This window comes from Niveibacterium terrae, from assembly GCF_048213115.1.
In the GTDB taxonomy this organism is placed as follows: domain Bacteria; phylum Pseudomonadota; class Gammaproteobacteria; order Burkholderiales; family Rhodocyclaceae; genus Niveibacterium; species Niveibacterium terrae.
Window position 1 is genome coordinate 3118092 of the sequence record NZ_CP172404.1, and the last position, 16729, is coordinate 3134820.

Consider the following 16729-nt stretch of genomic DNA (forward strand, 5'->3'; position numbering starts at 1 on the left):
TTCGTTCTGCCCGCTGGCGCGCGGGGGAACCGTACTAATGAAGCGCATGTTATTCAACGCGACGCAGGCCGAAGAGCTCCGCGTCGCAATCGTGGACGGTCAGAAGCTGATCGACCTCGATGTCGAGTCCGCCTCGAAAGAGCAGCGGAAGAGCAACATCTACAAGGGCATCGTGACCCGCATCGAGCCCAGTCTCGAAGCTGCCTTTGTCGATTACGGCGCCGAGCGCCATGGTTTCCTGCCCTTCAAGGAAATCTCGCGCGCCTATTTCCGCGACGGCGTCGAAGCCTCGAAAGCCCGGATCCAGGACGCGATCCGCGAAGGCCAGGAGCTGGTCGTCCAGGTCGAGAAGGACGAACGTGGCAACAAGGGTGCGGCGCTGACGACTTTCGTCTCGCTGGCCGGCCGCTATCTGGTCCTGATGCCGAACAATCCGCGCGGAGGCGGCGTGTCCCGCCGCGTCGAAGGCGACGAGCGTACCGAGCTGCGCGAAGCGCTCGACCAGCTCGAAGTGCCCTCCGGAATGAGCATGATCGCGCGCACCGCGGCGATCGGCCGCACCGCCGAAGAACTGCAATGGGACCTGAACTATCTGGCCCAGCTGTGGAAGGCGATCGACGGCGCCGCCCAGGAGCAGGCTGGCGCTTTCCTGATCTACCAGGAAGGCAGCCTCGTGATCCGCGCGATCCGCGACTATTTCTCGTCCGACATCGGCGAGCTGCTCGTCGACACCGACGACATCTACGAGCAGGCCAGGCAGTTCATGGCCCATGTGATGCCGGCCAACGTACACCGGATCAAGCGCTATCGCGACGACGTGCCGCTGTTCACGCGCTTCCAGATCGAACACCAGATCGAATCGGCCTACTCGCGCCAGGTCAACCTGCCCTCGGGCGGCGCGATCGTGATCGACCACACCGAAGCTCTGGTTTCGGTCGACGTGAACTCCGGCCGGGCGACCCGTGGCGCCGACATCGAAGAAACCGCGCTGAAGACCAACGTTGAAGCCGCCGACGAAATCGCCCGCCAGCTGCGCCTGCGCGACCTGGGCGGCCTGATCGTCATCGACTTCATCGACATGGAGAGCACGAAGAACCAGCGCGAAGTCGAAAACCGGCTGCGCGACGCGCTGCGCTTCGACCGCGCCCGCGTCCAGACCGGCAAGATCAGCCGCTTCGGTCTGCTCGAACTCTCGCGCCAGCGCCTGCGTCCGGCCCTGGCTGAAACCAGCTACATCACCTGCCCGCGCTGCACCGGCACCGGCCACATCCGCTCGACCGAATCGGCGGCGCTGCACATCCTGCGCATCGTCGAAGAAGAGGCGATGAAGGACAACACCGGCGCGGTCCACGTCCAGGTCCCGGTCGATGTCGCAACCTTCCTGCTCAACGAGAAGCGCGACGACATCGCGCAAATCGAGCTGCGGCAGAAGGTCAACATGCTGATCATCCCGAACCGCCACCTCGAAACGCCGGCGCACGAAATCATCCGCCTGCGCCACGACCAGCTGAATCAGGAAGAGACCGTCCTGCCCAGCTACAAGATGGCGACGATGCCCGAGAACGCGAACTACGTTCCGCCTTCGGCCAACACCGAAGCGAAGCCCGCGCGCCAGGAAGCGGCGATCCGCAACTTCGTTCCGGATCAACCCGCCCCCATCGTCGAACCCAAGCCGGTTCCGGCAGCCCCTGCCGCTCCGGGTTTCTTCCAGCGCGTGCTCAGCTGGTTCCGTGGCGAAGACAAGCCCGAAGTCGAAGCGGCTCCGGCCCCCAAGGCGCGGCGCCGCGATGGCCGCGACGGACGTGGCGAACGCGGACGCGAACGCAACCGTCCGGAAGGCCGGGGAGACAAGCAACAGCGTTCGCGGGAAGAGCGCGGCGAGCGCAACCGCGAAGACAAGCGCGACGAAAAGCGTGAAGAGCAGCCCCGCGGCGAACGCGCCCAGCGCGGCCGTGGCGAGCGCGCCCAGGCCGCGAAGCCCGAAGTCCAGGAGACCGCGAAGCGCGAGAACGCCGAGCGCAAACCGCGCGAACGCAACCGCGATCGCACCGAAGAGCCCCGCTCCGAGCAGACGGCCGAAAAGCGCGAAGCGCTGCCCCGTGAGAAGCAAGGCGAGGAACGCCGCGAGCGCAGCCCGCGTGCCGAGCGTCAGCCCCGCACGGTCGAAGCGCCCCAGGAGGCTCCGGAAACCGTGATCGTGACCGGCGAGGAAAACCAGGGCGCGGAAGCCGCCGCAAACGAGACGGAGAACGCGTCTCGTCGCCGCAGCCGCCGCGGTCGTCGCGGAGGAGAGCGTCGTGGCGATCAAGGCCGGACGCTGACCGAGACGATGTTCTACCCGACTCCGGAAGCCGCCGCAGAAGCCGCAAGCCAGATAGCCGCACAGCAAGCCGCCCAAGCGGCTGAAGCGCCCGCCGTTCAGGAAGAACGCAAGCCGCGCGCACCGCGCAGGCAGGCTGAACCGGTCGAACAGCTGTTCCTGCCGACCATCGAGGCCGAGCTCAAGACTGAGCCCGCCCCCGTGGCCGAGTCCGTCGAAGTTCAGGTCGAAGCCGCTCAGCCCACGCCCGTGCCTGAAGAGAAGGCTCAGCCGGCAGACGAAGCGCAGCACGCGCCCGAAGCTGTCGTCGAAGCCGAGCCGGTCGTAAGCGCGCCGGCCGGCGTCGAAACCCCGGTCGAGATCGAACCGGCGGTGCAAGCTCCGGTCGAAGCACCAGCTGCCGCCCCGGTCGAAGCCGAAGCGGCTCCGCAAGCAGCGAAGCCGGCCCAGATGGATCTGCTCGCCTCGCTCGGCGGTGACGATCTGGTCATGATCGAAACCGCCTCGGCTCCGGCCACTCCGGCGCCCGAAGCCGAAGTAGCTCCGGCTCCGGCACGCCGTCGCCGCCCGCGCAAGCCCCGCGTGGTCGTCGAGGATGTGCTCGAACAGGTTGAAACCCGCAACTGAGTTTCCACCGTCTGAAGAAGGGCAGCCCGCGCAAGCCGGCTGCCCTTTTTTTCGCCAAAAATCTGCGAACTGTAAAAATCGTTAAACATGCGGCGCTTAGGCTCCCCGGTTTCGACTCCCCTCGCCCGCCATGAACCGTCGTCGCTTTCTGAAGCGCAGCGCGCTCGCGTTTTCCGGTCTCGCCGTCACCGGCCTCCCCGGCCTCGCCCACGCCCAGGCCACTCCGATCACGATCGGACAATCGGTCGATCTGAGCGGCCCGACCCAGAGCCTGGGGCGCGACTACTTCAGCGGGGCGAAGCTGTGCTTCGACGTAAGCAACGCGGCGGGCGGCATAGGCGGCCGCCCCCTGCGCCTGCTCCAGCTCGATGACGGAGGACAGGCGGCACGCGCGGTCGCGAACGTCGCACGCCTGCTCAATCAGGAACGCGTCGATCACCTGTTCGGACTGACCGGAGATGCCTGCATCGCCGCGGCGCTCAATAGCCCCGCCTTCGCGCGCAGCGACAAGCTGCTCTTCGCACCGATGAGCGGCGCGGATTACGCGGCGGAACGGGTGGTCTACCTGAGGGCCAGCTATGGGGAAGAGATCGCGGCGATCCTCGCGACGCTCAGCGGCGCAGGCCTGAAGGCCTTCACGATCGCCCACGCCGGCACGGCGGCCGGGATCGCGGCGCGCGACGCGGCCTTCGCGCTGCTCAAAAAGCGCGGGCTCGGCGCGCCCGACGCCATCGCACTGCCGGCCGACCCCAGGCAGATGGGCGTCGCCGCATCCGGGATACTGAACAGACGGCCTCAGGCGGTCGTGATCCTCGCCGACACGATCCCGACCGCATTGCTCGCCCGCGAACTGAGAAGCCGCAATCCGGGCCTCTTCGTCTGTGCGACGTCCTGCGTCGATCCAACCGCGCTGCGCCAGATCATCGGCGCTCAGACGGCCACAGGAATCGTGCTCTCGCGCGTCGTCCCGGATCCGCTGCGCAGCGCAGCGCCTTCGGCACGCGAGTTCAGTCAGGCCTTCAACCGCTATTTCGACGAAGCGCCGAGCTGCGCAAACTTTGAAGGCTATCTGGCTGCGAAACTGCTCGTGAACGCGCTGCGCAAGGCCGGACCGAACCCGGACAGCCCTCGCCTGCTCGCCGCACTGCACAGTCAGAAGACGTCAGAGCCAGCAGGCTGGAAGATCGACTTCGGATCGGGCCGGCGTGCTTCGCATTTCGTCGACACGATCGTGATCCGCCGCAACGGCGACACGCTGGGCTGAGTTCAGCGCTGGGTCAGCCTGCGCAGCAGCGCGGCTCCGGCGTCCTCGCACAGGTCGAGCACATGCTCGAAACCGGCCTCGCCGCCATAGTAGGGGTCGGGAATCTCGCCCCCTTCGCGGCCCGGAAGGTAATCGAGGAAGAGGTGAACTCTGTCCTGCAGCGCTTCCGGGCATCTGCGTTTCATCTCGTCGAGATGACCCCGATCCATCGCGAGGATCAGATCGAAGCGCCGGAAGTCCGCCCCCTCGAGCTTGCGCGCACGCAACTGCGACAGATCGTAACCGCGCCGCGCCGCAGCCTTTTGCGCGCGCGGATCGGGCGCCTCGCCGACGTGGCAGCCGCTGATTCCGGCCGAATCCCATTCGATCGCTATCCCGGCATCCCTGGCCAGAGCCGCGAGCACGCCCTCCGCGGTCGGAGAGCGACAGATGTTACCGGTGCAGACGAACAGGATCGCGATCTTTTCAGCCATGTTGCGGTGCGCTCTTCCCAGGAAAGCCCGAGACGACGGGCACTCGCTGATTCTACCCGAGGGGCTTGGCGGCAGAGCGGGAGCGCTTCGCTCAGCTCCAGTCGTCGCCCCCCAGGCTGCCCAGATCCGAGCTGCCGCCATCGTCCCAGCCGCCCGAGACGCCGAAATCGCTGCCGCCCATGTCGTAGGGAGCGGGTTCGGCTTCCGGTTCGCGGACGACGCGGTTTTCATTGCCGCCGAGCACGCGGTGCATCAGCGCCTCGCCGGCGACCACACCGGCCCCGACCGCCGCACCGGTCGCGAGCCCCCCGAGGATGCCACTGCCGACTCCTCCGCCGGTTCCGCCCATGGGCACCGCGCCGGGATAGGCTCCGTAGCCCGCGGGAGCCATTGCGGACGAGGCCAGGTTTTGCGGCATCGCCGGCCCGTTGACGTAAGCGCCGTAGCGGGAACGCTTCTGCATCCAGCGCGCCGCGACAACGATGAAGACCAGCGCGACGCCGCCCCACAACAGCCAGCTCAAGGGGTTCGCATCAGTCTGCGCACGCTCCGCCGACGCTCCTGAACCACCGCGCAGACGCGCGCGCAAGGCTTCGACCGCCTGCGGACGCGCAAAGGCGAGCCCCGGCTGCAGCTTCTCGGCGGTCGCGAGCTCGTTGCGTGCTTCGCTGATCTTGCCATCGCGAGCCAGGATTTCAGCTTCGACGAAATGCGCTTTCGCGCTCGCCGGATGGTCGCGCAGCACCTGATCCATCATCGCCTCGGCTTCTTTCAGCCGCCCGGACTGGGCGGCCTGATACACGTCATGCAGGCTCGCATCCGCCGCCCAGGCGCTCGCGCCAACCAGAGATGCCACCACCAGAGCCAGGACCGCGAGCACTTTGCTGATTCTCACTTCGACCTCCGAAGTTCGCGCCACACCGGCGCCGGGACATTCTGGGCGCCCATCCTGTCCAGGAAGTAGCCGATTTGAAACAGAAGATTGCAGTCCCTTGTTCAGCAAACCTTAAGCTTTCCGGTGCATCATCGCCCTATGCACCTGTTGATGATTGAAGACGACCTCGATCTCGGGCGCGCGCTGCAGCGCGCGCTCAAAGCCGAGGAGATCAGCTGTGAATGGCTGCGCCGCTGCGCGGACGCGCCGCGCCGCTTCGATGGCGCGAGCTATGACTGCGTACTGCTGGACCTGTCACTGCCCGACGGCTCAGGCCTCGATCTGCTGCGGCGCTGGCGCAGCGCCGGCATCGCGATCCCGATCATCGTGATCACGGCGCGCTCGGCGCTCGAAGACCGGCTCGCCGGCCTGGACGGAGGCGCCGACGATTTCGTGATCAAACCTTTCGCGACCGAGGAGCTCGTGTCGCGGATTCGCGCCGTCGTGCGCCGCACCGCCCGCCAGGCCAGCGAGATCTGGGAGTGCGGGGGGCTTGCGATCGAGCCCAGTCGTCACCGCGTCACGCTCGATGGGCAAACGCTCGATCTGGCGCCGCGGGAATACCAGCTCCTCGTCGAGCTCGCGCGCGAGCCTGGCTGCGTCGTCGCGAAGAGTTCGCTGGCGCAGAGGCTGGAGCCGCTCGGCGATCCGCTCGAATTCGGCGCGATCGAAGTCCATCTGTCCAAGCTCCGCCGCAAGATCGGCGCCGAGCGGATCGTCACGATCCGCGGAGTCGGCTACATGCTCGGCACATGATCCGCTCCTGGTTCGGCCCCAGCCTCGCCCGGCGCATCGTCATCGCGATGGTTTTGGCCTTCGTGCTCGTCGACCTGGCCTTGCTCGCCAATGGCTATCGCGAGTTCAAGGACGATTTCGCAAGAAGCACCGACCTGCTCCAACTCGGACGCTCTTTCAACAGGCAGCTCAAAGCCATCACCAACAAAACGGAGGCCATCGCGCTCGTGCGCAGCTCCGAAGCCTTGGTCAACGAGATCCGCCGAAACGCCGACTACCCGATGCGGGACTGCTTGTGGCAGCTCTTCGATCGCCAGGGCCATCTGCTCTATGCATCGAAAGGACTGGACGCGCGCGTCATTCCCGCCATTCCCGACCGGGTCAGTCCCATCCTGATCGGGGGGAAAGACTACCGCTCCCTCGCTGCCGATTCGGCTCTCTGGAAACTTCGTTTTGCCGAACCCAGGATCAGCGATCGAACCGCGGTCGCCTGGATCTCTACCGGGACACTGCCTAGCCTGCTGCTCGCCTTTCCGCTGATCCTGCTGCCGGTCTGGTTCGGGGTCAGCCGCGGACTCAGGCCTCTGCGGCGCCTCAAGGAGCACCTGTCCCAGCGCGCCCCCGACGATCTGTCGCCGCTGGGCATAGACATGAGGTACCCGGAGCTCGCCCAGGTCACGATCGCGTTCGACGGCCTGCTAGCCAAACTGCGCCAGAAGGTCGAACGCGAGCGCGCCTTCGTCCAGGACGCTGCGCACGAACTGAGAACGCCGATGGCAGTGATCTCGGCGCAGGCCCACGTTCTCGCGCGTGCGACCAATGCCGAGGACAAACATCAGGCCGAAGCGGCGCTGGACAGAGCGATCGCGCGCGCCTCGCACCTGACCCGGCAGCTGCTGACGCTCGCTTCGCTCGACCACTCCGACGAAAGCGCTGCGCCCCCCATCGACATCGCTGCGCTGATCCAGCAGATGCTCGCGCAGATCGCGAACTCCGCGATCGCCCGGCGCATCGAACTGTCGCTCGACGCGCCCGAGCGGCTGATGCTGGCGATCAAGCAACCGACGCTCGAGTCGATCGTCCAGAACCTGCTCGACAACGCGCTCAAATACGGCAGGGAAGGCGGACGCATCGCAGTCAGGCTGGAAGCGCGGCAAGCCTGGATCGAACTCGAAGTCGCCGACGACGGACCAGGCGTCGCGCCCGAAGACCGGGAACATCTGTTCGAGCGCTTCTACCGCGGCAAGGGCCATGACGCTCCGGGGACGGGGCTGGGACTCGCGATCTGTCACGAAGCGGTGCTCGCGCTGGGCGGCAGCCTGAAGCTCAAGGAGGGACTGGATGGCCGGGGCGCGGGCTTCCTGGTCCGCCTTCCCCATCATTGAGGCCCCACCGGAACAGCCTGGTGCTAAGCCTCCGGAAAGCTCGCCCTCGCTATCGTGGCGTCTCCCCGATATGAGAGACAGACATGACAAGCAAAAGCACCGCCCCCATCCTGCTGGCTTCGACGCTGGCGATCGCACTGCCCACCTGCCAGGCCGCCGAAGCGCCGGCCGAGCCGCAGAGACCCTGGTCCTTGTCGCTGATGACGGGCGCGCTGCGCGTCCCCGACTTCGAAGGCAGCCGCACTTCGCACAACCAGTTCGCGATCGGCTTCGATGCCAGCTATCGGACCGAGAACTTCGGGACTTTTTCCGCCGGACGCAAGGGATTGAGCTGGGCGCCGATCGAGACCGAGACGCTCAGGGCCGGCCTCGCGCTCGACGGCGACGACGGCCGCGAAGAGCACAATCCTTCGGGCTTCTGGCACCTCGCTTCCCGGCCCGGCGCAGACAGGCTCAAAGGCTTGGGAAGACTTGCCTCGACCCCGATGCTGAGCGTCTTCGCCGAGAAGCAATTCCTCGGTTTCGGTGCCAGCGCGAAGTTCTCGCGGGCAACCAGGGACAACAGGGGAAGCCTGATCCAGCTGGGGCTCGCGCGCCCGATCCCGCTCGGCGAAAAGCTGGCGACGACGCCCTCGCTGAGCCTCACCTGGGCTGACGACCAGTACATGCAGGCCCACTACGGCGTCACGGCCGGACAAGCCGCGGCCAGCCACTACCCGACCTTTCAGGCGAAGGCGGGGATCAAGAGCGTCGATGCGAACCTGCTGACGACTTACTCGCTGAACAAAAACTGGTCTCTGCTCCAGCTCATCGGCCTGAGCCATCTGACCGGCGATGCGGCCCACACTCCGATCACCGAGAAGCGCACGCTACTGTCGACTGCGATCGGGATCTCTTACGCTTTCTAGCGCTTGCGCCTGAACTCGTCCATGAAGCCGACCAATTCCTCGACCGCCTGGAGCGTCACCGCGTTGTAGAGGGAAGCCCTGATCCCGCCTATCGCGCGGTGGCCGGCCAGACCCGAGAACCCCGCCGCCAGCGCTTCGGCGATGAACTTCTTTTCGAGCGCGGCAGAGCCCAGATTGAACGCGACGTTCATCTCCGATCGATCGCGCTTCTCGGCCCAGCCTCGGTAGAACCCCTCGCTCTCGTCGAGCGCCCGATAGAGCAGGGCCGCCTTGTCGCGGTTGATGCGCTCCATGTTTGCGACCCCGCCGATCTCGTCCATCAGCCAACGCGCGACCAGCAGCACGACATAGATCGCGAAGACCGGCGGCGTGTTGTAGATCGAATGCGCCCTCGCCTGAACGCTGTAGTCGAGGAAGGAAGGCATGTCCTCGCGCTGCCCCTGGAGCAGCTCGTCACGGATCAGGACCACGGTCACACCGGCTGGACCGATGTTCTTCTGAGCGTGCGCATAGATCAGCGAGAAGCGCTCCGCCTCGCAGGGCCTGGACAGAAAGTCCGAGGACATGTCGCAGATCCGCGGCACGTCGTCCCGCCCCAGGACCCGCCGGAACTGCAAGCCTTCGACGGTCTCGTTCGAGATGTAGTGGAAGTAAGGCGCATCCGCCGAGTATCTGAGTTCCTCGTCCTCAGGCAGGCGCCGGAAACCGCAGTCCTCGCCGCTCCACAGCACGCGGATGGGCCTCTGCCGCCGTGCTTCGGGCAGCGACTTGCCGCTCCAGTAACCGGTGTGCAGGTACTCGGCAGGAGCGCTCCCTTCGCGCAGCAGGCTCATCGGCACCATCGCGAACTGCTGGGTCGCACCGCCCTGCAGGAAGAGGACGTGGTAGCTCGCGGGAAGACCCAGCAGAGCCCGTATCCGCTCTTCGAGTTCCTTGACGATCGCGGCGAACCAGTCCGAGCGGTGGCTGATCCCCAGAATGGAAAGCCCCGTGCCCGGCACTTCGCTGATCGCCTGCTGGATCTGCCGCAGCACCGATTCGGGCAGGGCTCCCGGCCCGCCCGAGAAATTCAGACTGTTCCTCGAACTCATCGCTCGCCCCTCTCAGGTCGCCCCGAACCCAGGCGGATCAGATAAGCGCGGAAGGCTTCCCTGACGCGGGCCATATGCAGCTGTTTGTAGGGGAACATCGCCTCGGGATCCATCGCATGGACGACCATCGCATGATCAAGCTCGAACACGAAGAGCTTGCCGTCGGCGGTTTCCGCGCAGTCTACGCAAACATAATCGAGACCGGAGCGCGCATGGATCGCGGCCAGCGCCTCGCGGTGGCGAGCCTTGAACGCGGCGAAACCCTCCATGAAGCGCGCTTCCTCGGCGCGCTTGCCGGCGTCCTCGTACATGCCGGCATTGACGTAGTGGATCATCCAGTGCGACGAGATGCCCATGTGACACGCGAAGGCTTCGCCAGCGATCAGCGCAACCCGGTATTTGCGGAACATCCCGTCCGGGCTGCGGTAATCGATGAAGCGGGACAGGAAGAACTCGGCCTCGTCGACGCGGGCGAGATAGACGGCGACTTCTTCGGGCGAGGCGATCCGGGCCAGATCGCGCCCGGCGTGGGAGCCGACCGGGCGCAGGATCACCGGGAAGTCGCAGTCGGCGAAGAGCTCGGAGAGGCGTGTGGCGCCGGCCGCGACGGCTTCGAGCAGGGCGCGGGAAGCGTGCAGCGTCGCCGGAATCATCACCCCGGGTGCGTCACGGAGCAGCTCGCTGGCCTTCTCACGGCCGATGTTGGGAATGCTCTGCGGCCGGTTGATGACCGGCTTGGGCCAGTTCGCCAGCGCGGTTTCGAGCGCGGCGAGCGCGGCGCGGTTTTCGTCCGCCTCGCTCATCGCGACGATCACCGCGTCGTGTTCGGGGACGGGTAGAGCCAGCGGATCGCCGGACGAGACGAAGTAGTAGATCAGATCGATATCGCTGACTTCGAGCAGGCAGTCCAACGGCGTATTCGCGGCGAGGTCTCCCGGCGCCATCAGCATCAGCAGGCGAAACTTCGCCGGCTGCTCCAGCGCGGGCAGATCGTAGATCCGGCACACATCCAGGGCCTGGGCCTGCATCGCCAGGCCGATGTCGCGATGCCCCAGGCACAGCATCGCGGTCGCGAGGTTCATCCACAGATTCGCATCCCCGGGGCTTTCCTGCGCCTGGGCCATCAGCGCCTGGGCCACTCCGCTCAGATCGTCGCCGGAGATGTTCATCCGCAGGAAGGGCGCGAGGCCCATGAAGGGGGTATCAGCCTGAACGCTGTCCCCTGTCGCAGTCAGAGTCATGTCACTTTCTTCTTGTGGTTCGTCGGAGATGGGCCGCATCGCACAGCCGGCGCAGGCCCTCCCCCGTGTCGTCCGGAGAATTTACGACGCCCCCCCGCCTAGGGCGTTGCGCGCGCGCAAACGGGTGGCTCAAGCCATCAAAACCGCGCGCGCTCCGCGTATCCACGCACTGTAACTGCCTAGACGCAAGACGGCATCGTTTCCTCTTTGATCTTGTCCACCCAGCTCTCTATAAAGAGCCATGGAATGCTTCGTTCAGCCTGGGTTCTGTCCTTGACCCATCCGCATCGCGCAAAAGTTGAGAGGGAAACAGCATGTCCGTATTCAAGCGTTTGTACCTTCTGGTGGCGCTCTCCATCGCCGGCCTCATCGTGGTCGCAGGGCTCAGCGCTTATCAGACGACCAGGGTGTTCGAGACGACCAACTACGCGAACATCAACACCGTCCCCAGCCTGATCGATCTGAACGAAGCCTACGTTCCGTTCAGCGTCATCCGGACGCTCCTCTGGCAGCACATTGCCGTGACCGATTCCGCAAAAATGGAGGATCTGGATCGGAAGATCGCGGATCTCAGGCCCAAGGTCGATGAAGCGCTCAAACGCTACGAAGCCAACGACATCTCGAACGAGCAGGACCGCGCGCTGTTGTTGGCCGACAAGAGCGCGATGGCGGAATATTGGGGCCTGCTGGACCACTCGCTGCAGCTCTCGCGTCAGGGCAAGAAGGTCGAGGCGAGGGATTTCATCTTCGCGAACCAGACCCTGCTCTCACGCACGATCAGCGCTTTCGACACCCACCAGAAATTCAATGTCGGAATGGCCAAGCAGGTTGCCGAGGAGGCGGCGAAGATCAAGAGCAGCGCCTCGCTGATCCAGCTGGCGATCTCGCTGCTGATCGCCGCTGCCGCGCTCGCAGTGGGCCTGATCATCGTGCGCAGCCTCAAACGCATCCTCGGAGGAGAACCCGCTTATGCGGCCGAGTGTGTGCAGCGCATCGCAGCCGGGGATCTGGCGACCCAGCTCAAGCTGGCCGACGGGGACAAGACTTCACTACTCGCGGCCATGGAAGGGATGCGCACCAGCATCCGCAACCTGGTCGCCGAACTGAACCACATGAGCACCGAGCACGACAAGGGCGACATTGACGTGGTAATCCCCGCCGAACGCTTCGCCGGCGAATTCAAGGTCATGGCCGAAGGCGTCAATGCGATGGTGATGGGCCACATCGCAGTCAAGAAGAAAGCGATGGCCTGCGTCGCCGAGTTCGGCCGCGGCAACTTCGATGCGCCTCTGGAAAAATTCCCCGGCAAGAAGGCCTTCATCAACGAGATGATTGAGCAGGTTCGCACCAACCTGAAGGCGCTGATCTCCGACACCTCCGAGCTGGTCGACGCCGCCGTTCAGCTCAAGCTCGACAAGCGGGCGGACGCCAGCAAGCACCAGGGCGACTTCCGCAAGATCGTCGAAGGGATCAATGCGACGCTCGATGCGATCGTCGTTCCGGTCAACGCACTGATCGCCGACGTCAGCATGCTCAGCTCGGCCGCGATCGCCGGCAAGTTCTCGACGCGCGCCGACGCGGCGAAGCACCACGGCGACTTCAAGCGGGTCATCGAGGGCTTCAACGCGACGCTCGATACCGTCGTCGACAAGATGACCTGGTACCAGTCGATCATCGACGCGGTCCCCTTCCCGATTCATGTGATGGACATGAACATGAAGTGGACCTTCCTGAACAAGGCCTTCGAGAAACTGATGATCGACCAGGGCCACATCAAGGACCGCGAATCCGGATACGGCATGCCCTGCTCGACGGCCAACGCCAACATCTGCCGGACCAAGAACTGCGGCGTCGAACAGCTCAAGATCGGCGTCAACCAGAGCCACTTCGACTGGTGCGGACTGCGCTGCAAGCAGGACACCGCGAACGTCTACAACGCCAAGGGTCAGCAGGTCGGCTATGTCGAGACGGTGACCGACCTGACCGCGCTGCTGCAATCGGGCGATTACACCCAGGTCGAAGTCAAGCGCCTGTCGCGCAACCTCGAAAAGCTCGCATCGGGCAATCTGACGCTGGATCTGACGGTCGCCGAAGGAGACCAGCACACGAAGAGCGCGAAGGAGAGCTTCACGCAGATCAACCAGGCGCTGACCAAGGCCAAGGACGCGGTCGAGGCGCTGGTCGTCGACGCCAAGCAGCTGAGCCAGGCCGCGGTCAAGGGCGAACTGAAGACGCGGGCCGACGCGGCCCGTCACCAGGGCGAGTTCAAGGCCGTCGTGCAAGGCGTCAACGACACGCTCGACGCGGTGATCACGCCGCTCGACATGGCGGCCGATTATGTGAGCCGGATCTCGCGCGGCGACATTCCGCCCAAGATCACCGATGCCTATAACGGCGACTTCAACATCCTGAAGAACAATCTCAACACCTGTATCGACAACATCAATGCGCTGGTCGCCGACACCGCGATGCTGGCCAAGGCTGCCGTCGAGCTCAAACTCGACACCCGCGCCGATGCGAGCAAGCACCAGGGCGACTTCCGCACCATCATCGACGGAGTCAACAACACGCTCGATGCGGTGATCGTGCCCTTGAACGCGTTGATCGATGACGTCCAGGAAATCGCCAACGCCGTCGTCGAGGGACGTCTGGCCGAGAGGAGCGATACCGGCAAGCACCGCGGACAGTTCAAACGGGTCGTCGAAGGGCTCAATGCAGTCATGGAAGCGATTTCGACGCCGGTCGCAGAACTGCGCGCGGTGATGGGAGAACTCGAACAGGGCAATCTGACCGTCTCGATGAAGAAGTCCTACCAGGGCACCTTCGAAGAGCTCAAGGGCGCGGTCAACAGCACGATCACCCGGCTCGCCGAGACGATCGCCCAGGTCAACGAGACCGCCTCGATCCTGAACAATGCGTCCGGCCAGGTGTCGTCGACCGCACAGACCTTGTCGCAGGCGGCGTCCGAGCAGGCTGCCAGCGTCGAGGAAACCTCGGCCTCGATCGAGGAGATGAGCAGCTCGATCACGCAGAACACCGAGAATGCGACGGTCACCGACAACATCGCGACGCAGTCCGCAGCCAACGCCGAGCAGGGAGGCAAGGCGGTGACCGATACGGCCGACGCGATGAAGGCGATCGCGCAGAAGATCGGCATCATCGACGACATCGCCTACCAGACCAATCTGCTGGCGCTCAATGCGGCGATCGAAGCGGCACGGGCCGGCGAGCACGGCAAGGGCTTCGCGGTCGTCGCGGCGGAAGTGCGCAAGCTGGCCGAGCGCTCGCAGGTGGCCGCCAAGGAGATCAGCGAAACGGCCTCGTCCAGCGTGTTGCTGGCCGAACGCGCCGGCAAGCTGCTCGACGATATCGTGCCGGCCATCCGCAAGACCGCCGATCTGGTCCAGGAGATCACCGCGGCGTCGAAGGAGCAGGCGACCGGGGTCACCCAGATCAGCCAGGCCATGAATCAGCTCAGTAGCACGACCCAGCAGAACGCGTCCGGCGCGGAAGAACTTTCCGCAACGTCCGAGGAAATGCGCGGTCAGGCCGAACAGCTGCAGCAGATCATGAGCTTCTTCACGGTCGCCAGGACCTCGGACGGTCATGTCGAACTGAAGCCGGGCAAGCACCGCAAACCCAGGGAGGCTCCGACAGAGCCGGACTCCTTCGGAGGCTTCGAGCGCTTCTGATTGCGGTACCGAGTCGAGCCGTGGCGGAGACGGAGAGAATCCGGATCCGCCACGGCTTTCTCACATCCCCTGTCGATGCCGGCTCAAGTTATCTCTGCCGGGGCCGTAAAAATAAGAGTCCCGTCCTTCCCGCGCGGCCCACCTGGCCGCGCCCGCCTCACCCTGAGCCCCCACATGACCTTGAAACAAAAACTGCTGGCCTTCGTCGCCGTCCTCGTCGTCGCGGTCATCGCACTGCTCTCCACTCTCGCCTACCAGAGAATGCGCAGCGAGCTGATCGTTGGCGCCGAAGACGAGATCCGCTCGGCCGTCCAGGGCAACAGTGAAGCGCTGTCGCGCTGGGTCGCCCAGCGCCGCGATGTCGTCGACGCAGTCGCCGCCCGCCTCAGCGGCGACGTCGAGCCCGGCCCCTTCCTGACAACGGGAAAGGAAGCCGGCCGTTTCGATCAGGTCTTCATCGGCCACGCCGACAAGCGGATGATCTATAACCTCGCGGACAAGAAGCCGTCCGAAGGCTACGACCCGACTTCCCGCCCCTGGTACAAGAAGGCGAGTGAAGCCGGCACCGGCGTGCTGTCCGCACCTTACGTCTTCACGTCGACGCAGAAGCTGGGCGTCACCTTCGCGACTCCGGTCAAGGAAGGCGGGCAGATCACGGCCGTCGTCGGTGGCGACATCGCGCTCGACGAGATCGTGCGCCTCGTCCAGGGCATCCACCTGCGCGGCAACGGCTATGCCTTCCTGGCCACCCGGGACGGCAAGATCGTCGCTCACCCGCAAGCCGACGCCGTGCTGAAGAATGTCCAGGACGTGATGCCCGGCCTCAGCGCGAGCCTGATCAGTGATGCGGGCAAGGAAATGAAGCTGAGCGCGGGGCAGATCACCGGCCGCGACAAGTATCTGAGCGCCAGCCCCATCGAAGGCACTGACTGGGTACTGGGTACCGTGATCGACCGCGATGCGATGCTCGCCCCGCTGAAGTCGCTGATCCTGACCCTGCTCGTCGCCGGCGTGCTGGTCGGCGTGGTCGCGATCGCGATCGCGAACCTGGCGCTGAACCAGCTCCTCGCTGGTCTGCGCCGCCTGCGCGATGCGCTGAAGGAGATCGGTGGCGGCGAAGGCGATCTGACCCGAACCATCCCGGTCACGAGCCGCGACGAAATCGGTCTGGTCGCCGAAGCCTTCAACGCCTTTGTGATGACGCTGCGCACGATGTTCCTCGATGTCCGCGAGAAATCGCTCGCGCTGTCCGGCGGCATCGATGCGTTGCACTTGGCCACCCAGGCCGTCTCGCGCGATTCCGAACGACAAGCCGACGTGTCCAGCGCAACGGCGGCGACGATCGAAGAGATCACGGTCAGCATCAATCACATCGCCGACAACGCCCACGAAGCAGAACGAATGGCCATCGATGCCGGCGAAGTCTCGCAGCGCTCGGCCTCGGCAGTCGAGAACCTGTCGCAGGACATCGACGGAATCTCGCATTCGGTCGAGCTGCTCGCAACGACGCTGGGGGCGCTGGGCGAAAAATCGGGAAAGATCAACGCGATCATCGGCGTGATCAAGGAGATCGCCGATCAGACCAATCTGCTCGCACTGAACGCCGCGATCGAAGCGGCCCGGGCCGGCGAGCAGGGGCGCGGTTTCGCGGTCGTTGCCGATGAGGTGCGCAAACTCGCCGAGCGGACGGCTCAAGCGACGGTCGAGATCGGCCAGCTGATCGCGAATACCGAAACAGAAACCCACAAAGCGCTGTCCGGAATGACCGAGACCCAGCGTTCGGTCGGCTCCGGAGTCAAGACCTCCCAGGCCGTTGCCTCCGAGATGGCCGGCATCCAGACCGAGATGGACAGGGTCGTCGGGAGCATCCGTGACATCGCCGAATCGACCCGTGAACAGTCGGTAGCGACCAACGAAATGGCGCGTGCCGCCGAAGACGTGAACCGGATGGCGACCGAGACCGACAGCGCGATCCAGGGCGCAACGGCGACGGTCGCCCAGCTCAATCAGCTGGCCACCGGCCTGCGCCAGCTCGTGGCCCGGTTCCACCTGTGAGTCC

11 protein-coding genes are annotated in these 16729 nt (G+C 65.2%); 7 read left to right on the plus strand and 4 right to left on the minus strand.

Features of this window, described 5'->3' with window-relative positions; all coding sequences use genetic code 11:
* Positions 1–37: 37 nt before the first annotated feature.
* Together ACHFB9_RS14470 and ACHFB9_RS14475 are read left to right on the plus strand one after the other, a co-directional pair.
* Positions 38–2947 (plus strand): Rne/Rng family ribonuclease, encoded by a 2910-nt coding sequence (locus tag ACHFB9_RS14470; RefSeq protein WP_417068054.1) that lies wholly within the window; start codon positions 38–40, stop codon positions 2945–2947.
* 130 nt (positions 2948–3077) lie between these two features.
* The gene (locus ACHFB9_RS14475; RefSeq protein WP_417068055.1) at positions 3078–4211 is read left to right on the plus strand and encodes an ABC transporter substrate-binding protein; all 1134 of its coding nucleotides are present in this window, start codon (positions 3078–3080) and stop codon (positions 4209–4211) included.
* Positions 4212–4213: 2 nt separating this feature from the next.
* On the opposite strand, the gene ACHFB9_RS14480 is transcribed toward ACHFB9_RS14475, so the two are convergent.
* Both ACHFB9_RS14480 and ACHFB9_RS14485 read right to left on the minus strand, forming a co-directional pair.
* Positions 4214–4684 carry a low molecular weight protein-tyrosine-phosphatase gene (locus ACHFB9_RS14480; protein WP_417068056.1) on the minus strand — a complete coding sequence of 157 codons (471 nt, stop codon included), beginning with the start codon at positions 4682–4684 and terminating at the stop codon, positions 4214–4216.
* A 91-nt stretch (positions 4685–4775) separates the two neighbouring features.
* Positions 4776–5579, minus strand: coding sequence for a tetratricopeptide repeat protein (locus tag ACHFB9_RS14485; RefSeq protein WP_417068057.1), 804 nt, complete (start codon positions 5577–5579; stop codon positions 4776–4778).
* Between the two features lie 150 nt (positions 5580–5729).
* Between ACHFB9_RS14485 and ACHFB9_RS14490 the strand changes: the two genes are divergently transcribed.
* The 3 genes from ACHFB9_RS14490 (at position 5730) to ACHFB9_RS14500 (ending at position 8646) form a co-directional block, all read left to right on the plus strand.
* Positions 5730–6374, plus strand: coding sequence for a response regulator (locus tag ACHFB9_RS14490; protein ID WP_417068058.1), 645 nt, complete (start codon positions 5730–5732; stop codon positions 6372–6374).
* Positions 6371–7738: a sensor histidine kinase gene (locus ACHFB9_RS14495; protein ID WP_417068060.1), complete on the plus strand. Its 1368-nt coding sequence runs from the start codon at positions 6371–6373 to the stop codon at positions 7736–7738. Before ACHFB9_RS14490 ends, ACHFB9_RS14495 begins: the two co-directional genes overlap by 4 nt.
* Before the next feature lie 83 nt (positions 7739–7821).
* Positions 7822–8646, plus strand: a complete 825-nt coding sequence (locus ACHFB9_RS14500; RefSeq protein WP_417068062.1) for a MipA/OmpV family protein — start codon at positions 7822–7824, stop codon at positions 8644–8646.
* Here the strand turns inward: ACHFB9_RS14500 and ACHFB9_RS14505 are convergent.
* Positions 8643–9737 (minus strand): phosphoserine transaminase, encoded by a 1095-nt coding sequence (locus tag ACHFB9_RS14505; protein ID WP_417068064.1) that lies wholly within the window; start codon positions 9735–9737, stop codon positions 8643–8645. The genes ACHFB9_RS14500 and ACHFB9_RS14505 overlap by 4 nt on opposite strands.
* Positions 9734–10978, minus strand: a complete 1245-nt coding sequence (locus ACHFB9_RS14510; protein ID WP_417068065.1) for an ATP-grasp domain-containing protein — start codon at positions 10976–10978, stop codon at positions 9734–9736. The genes ACHFB9_RS14505 and ACHFB9_RS14510 overlap by 4 nt, the downstream gene beginning before the upstream one ends.
* A 314-nt stretch (positions 10979–11292) precedes the next feature.
* Between ACHFB9_RS14510 and ACHFB9_RS14515 the strand changes: the two genes are divergently transcribed.
* Both ACHFB9_RS14515 and ACHFB9_RS14520 read left to right on the plus strand, forming a co-directional pair.
* Positions 11293–14670, plus strand: coding sequence for a methyl-accepting chemotaxis protein (locus ACHFB9_RS14515; RefSeq protein WP_417068066.1), 3378 nt, complete (start codon positions 11293–11295; stop codon positions 14668–14670).
* Positions 14671–14844: 174 nt separating this feature from the next.
* The gene (locus tag ACHFB9_RS14520) at positions 14845–16725 is read left to right on the plus strand and encodes a methyl-accepting chemotaxis protein (protein ID WP_417068067.1); all 1881 of its coding nucleotides are present in this window, start codon (positions 14845–14847) and stop codon (positions 16723–16725) included.
* Positions 16726–16729: the final 4 nt, after the last annotated feature.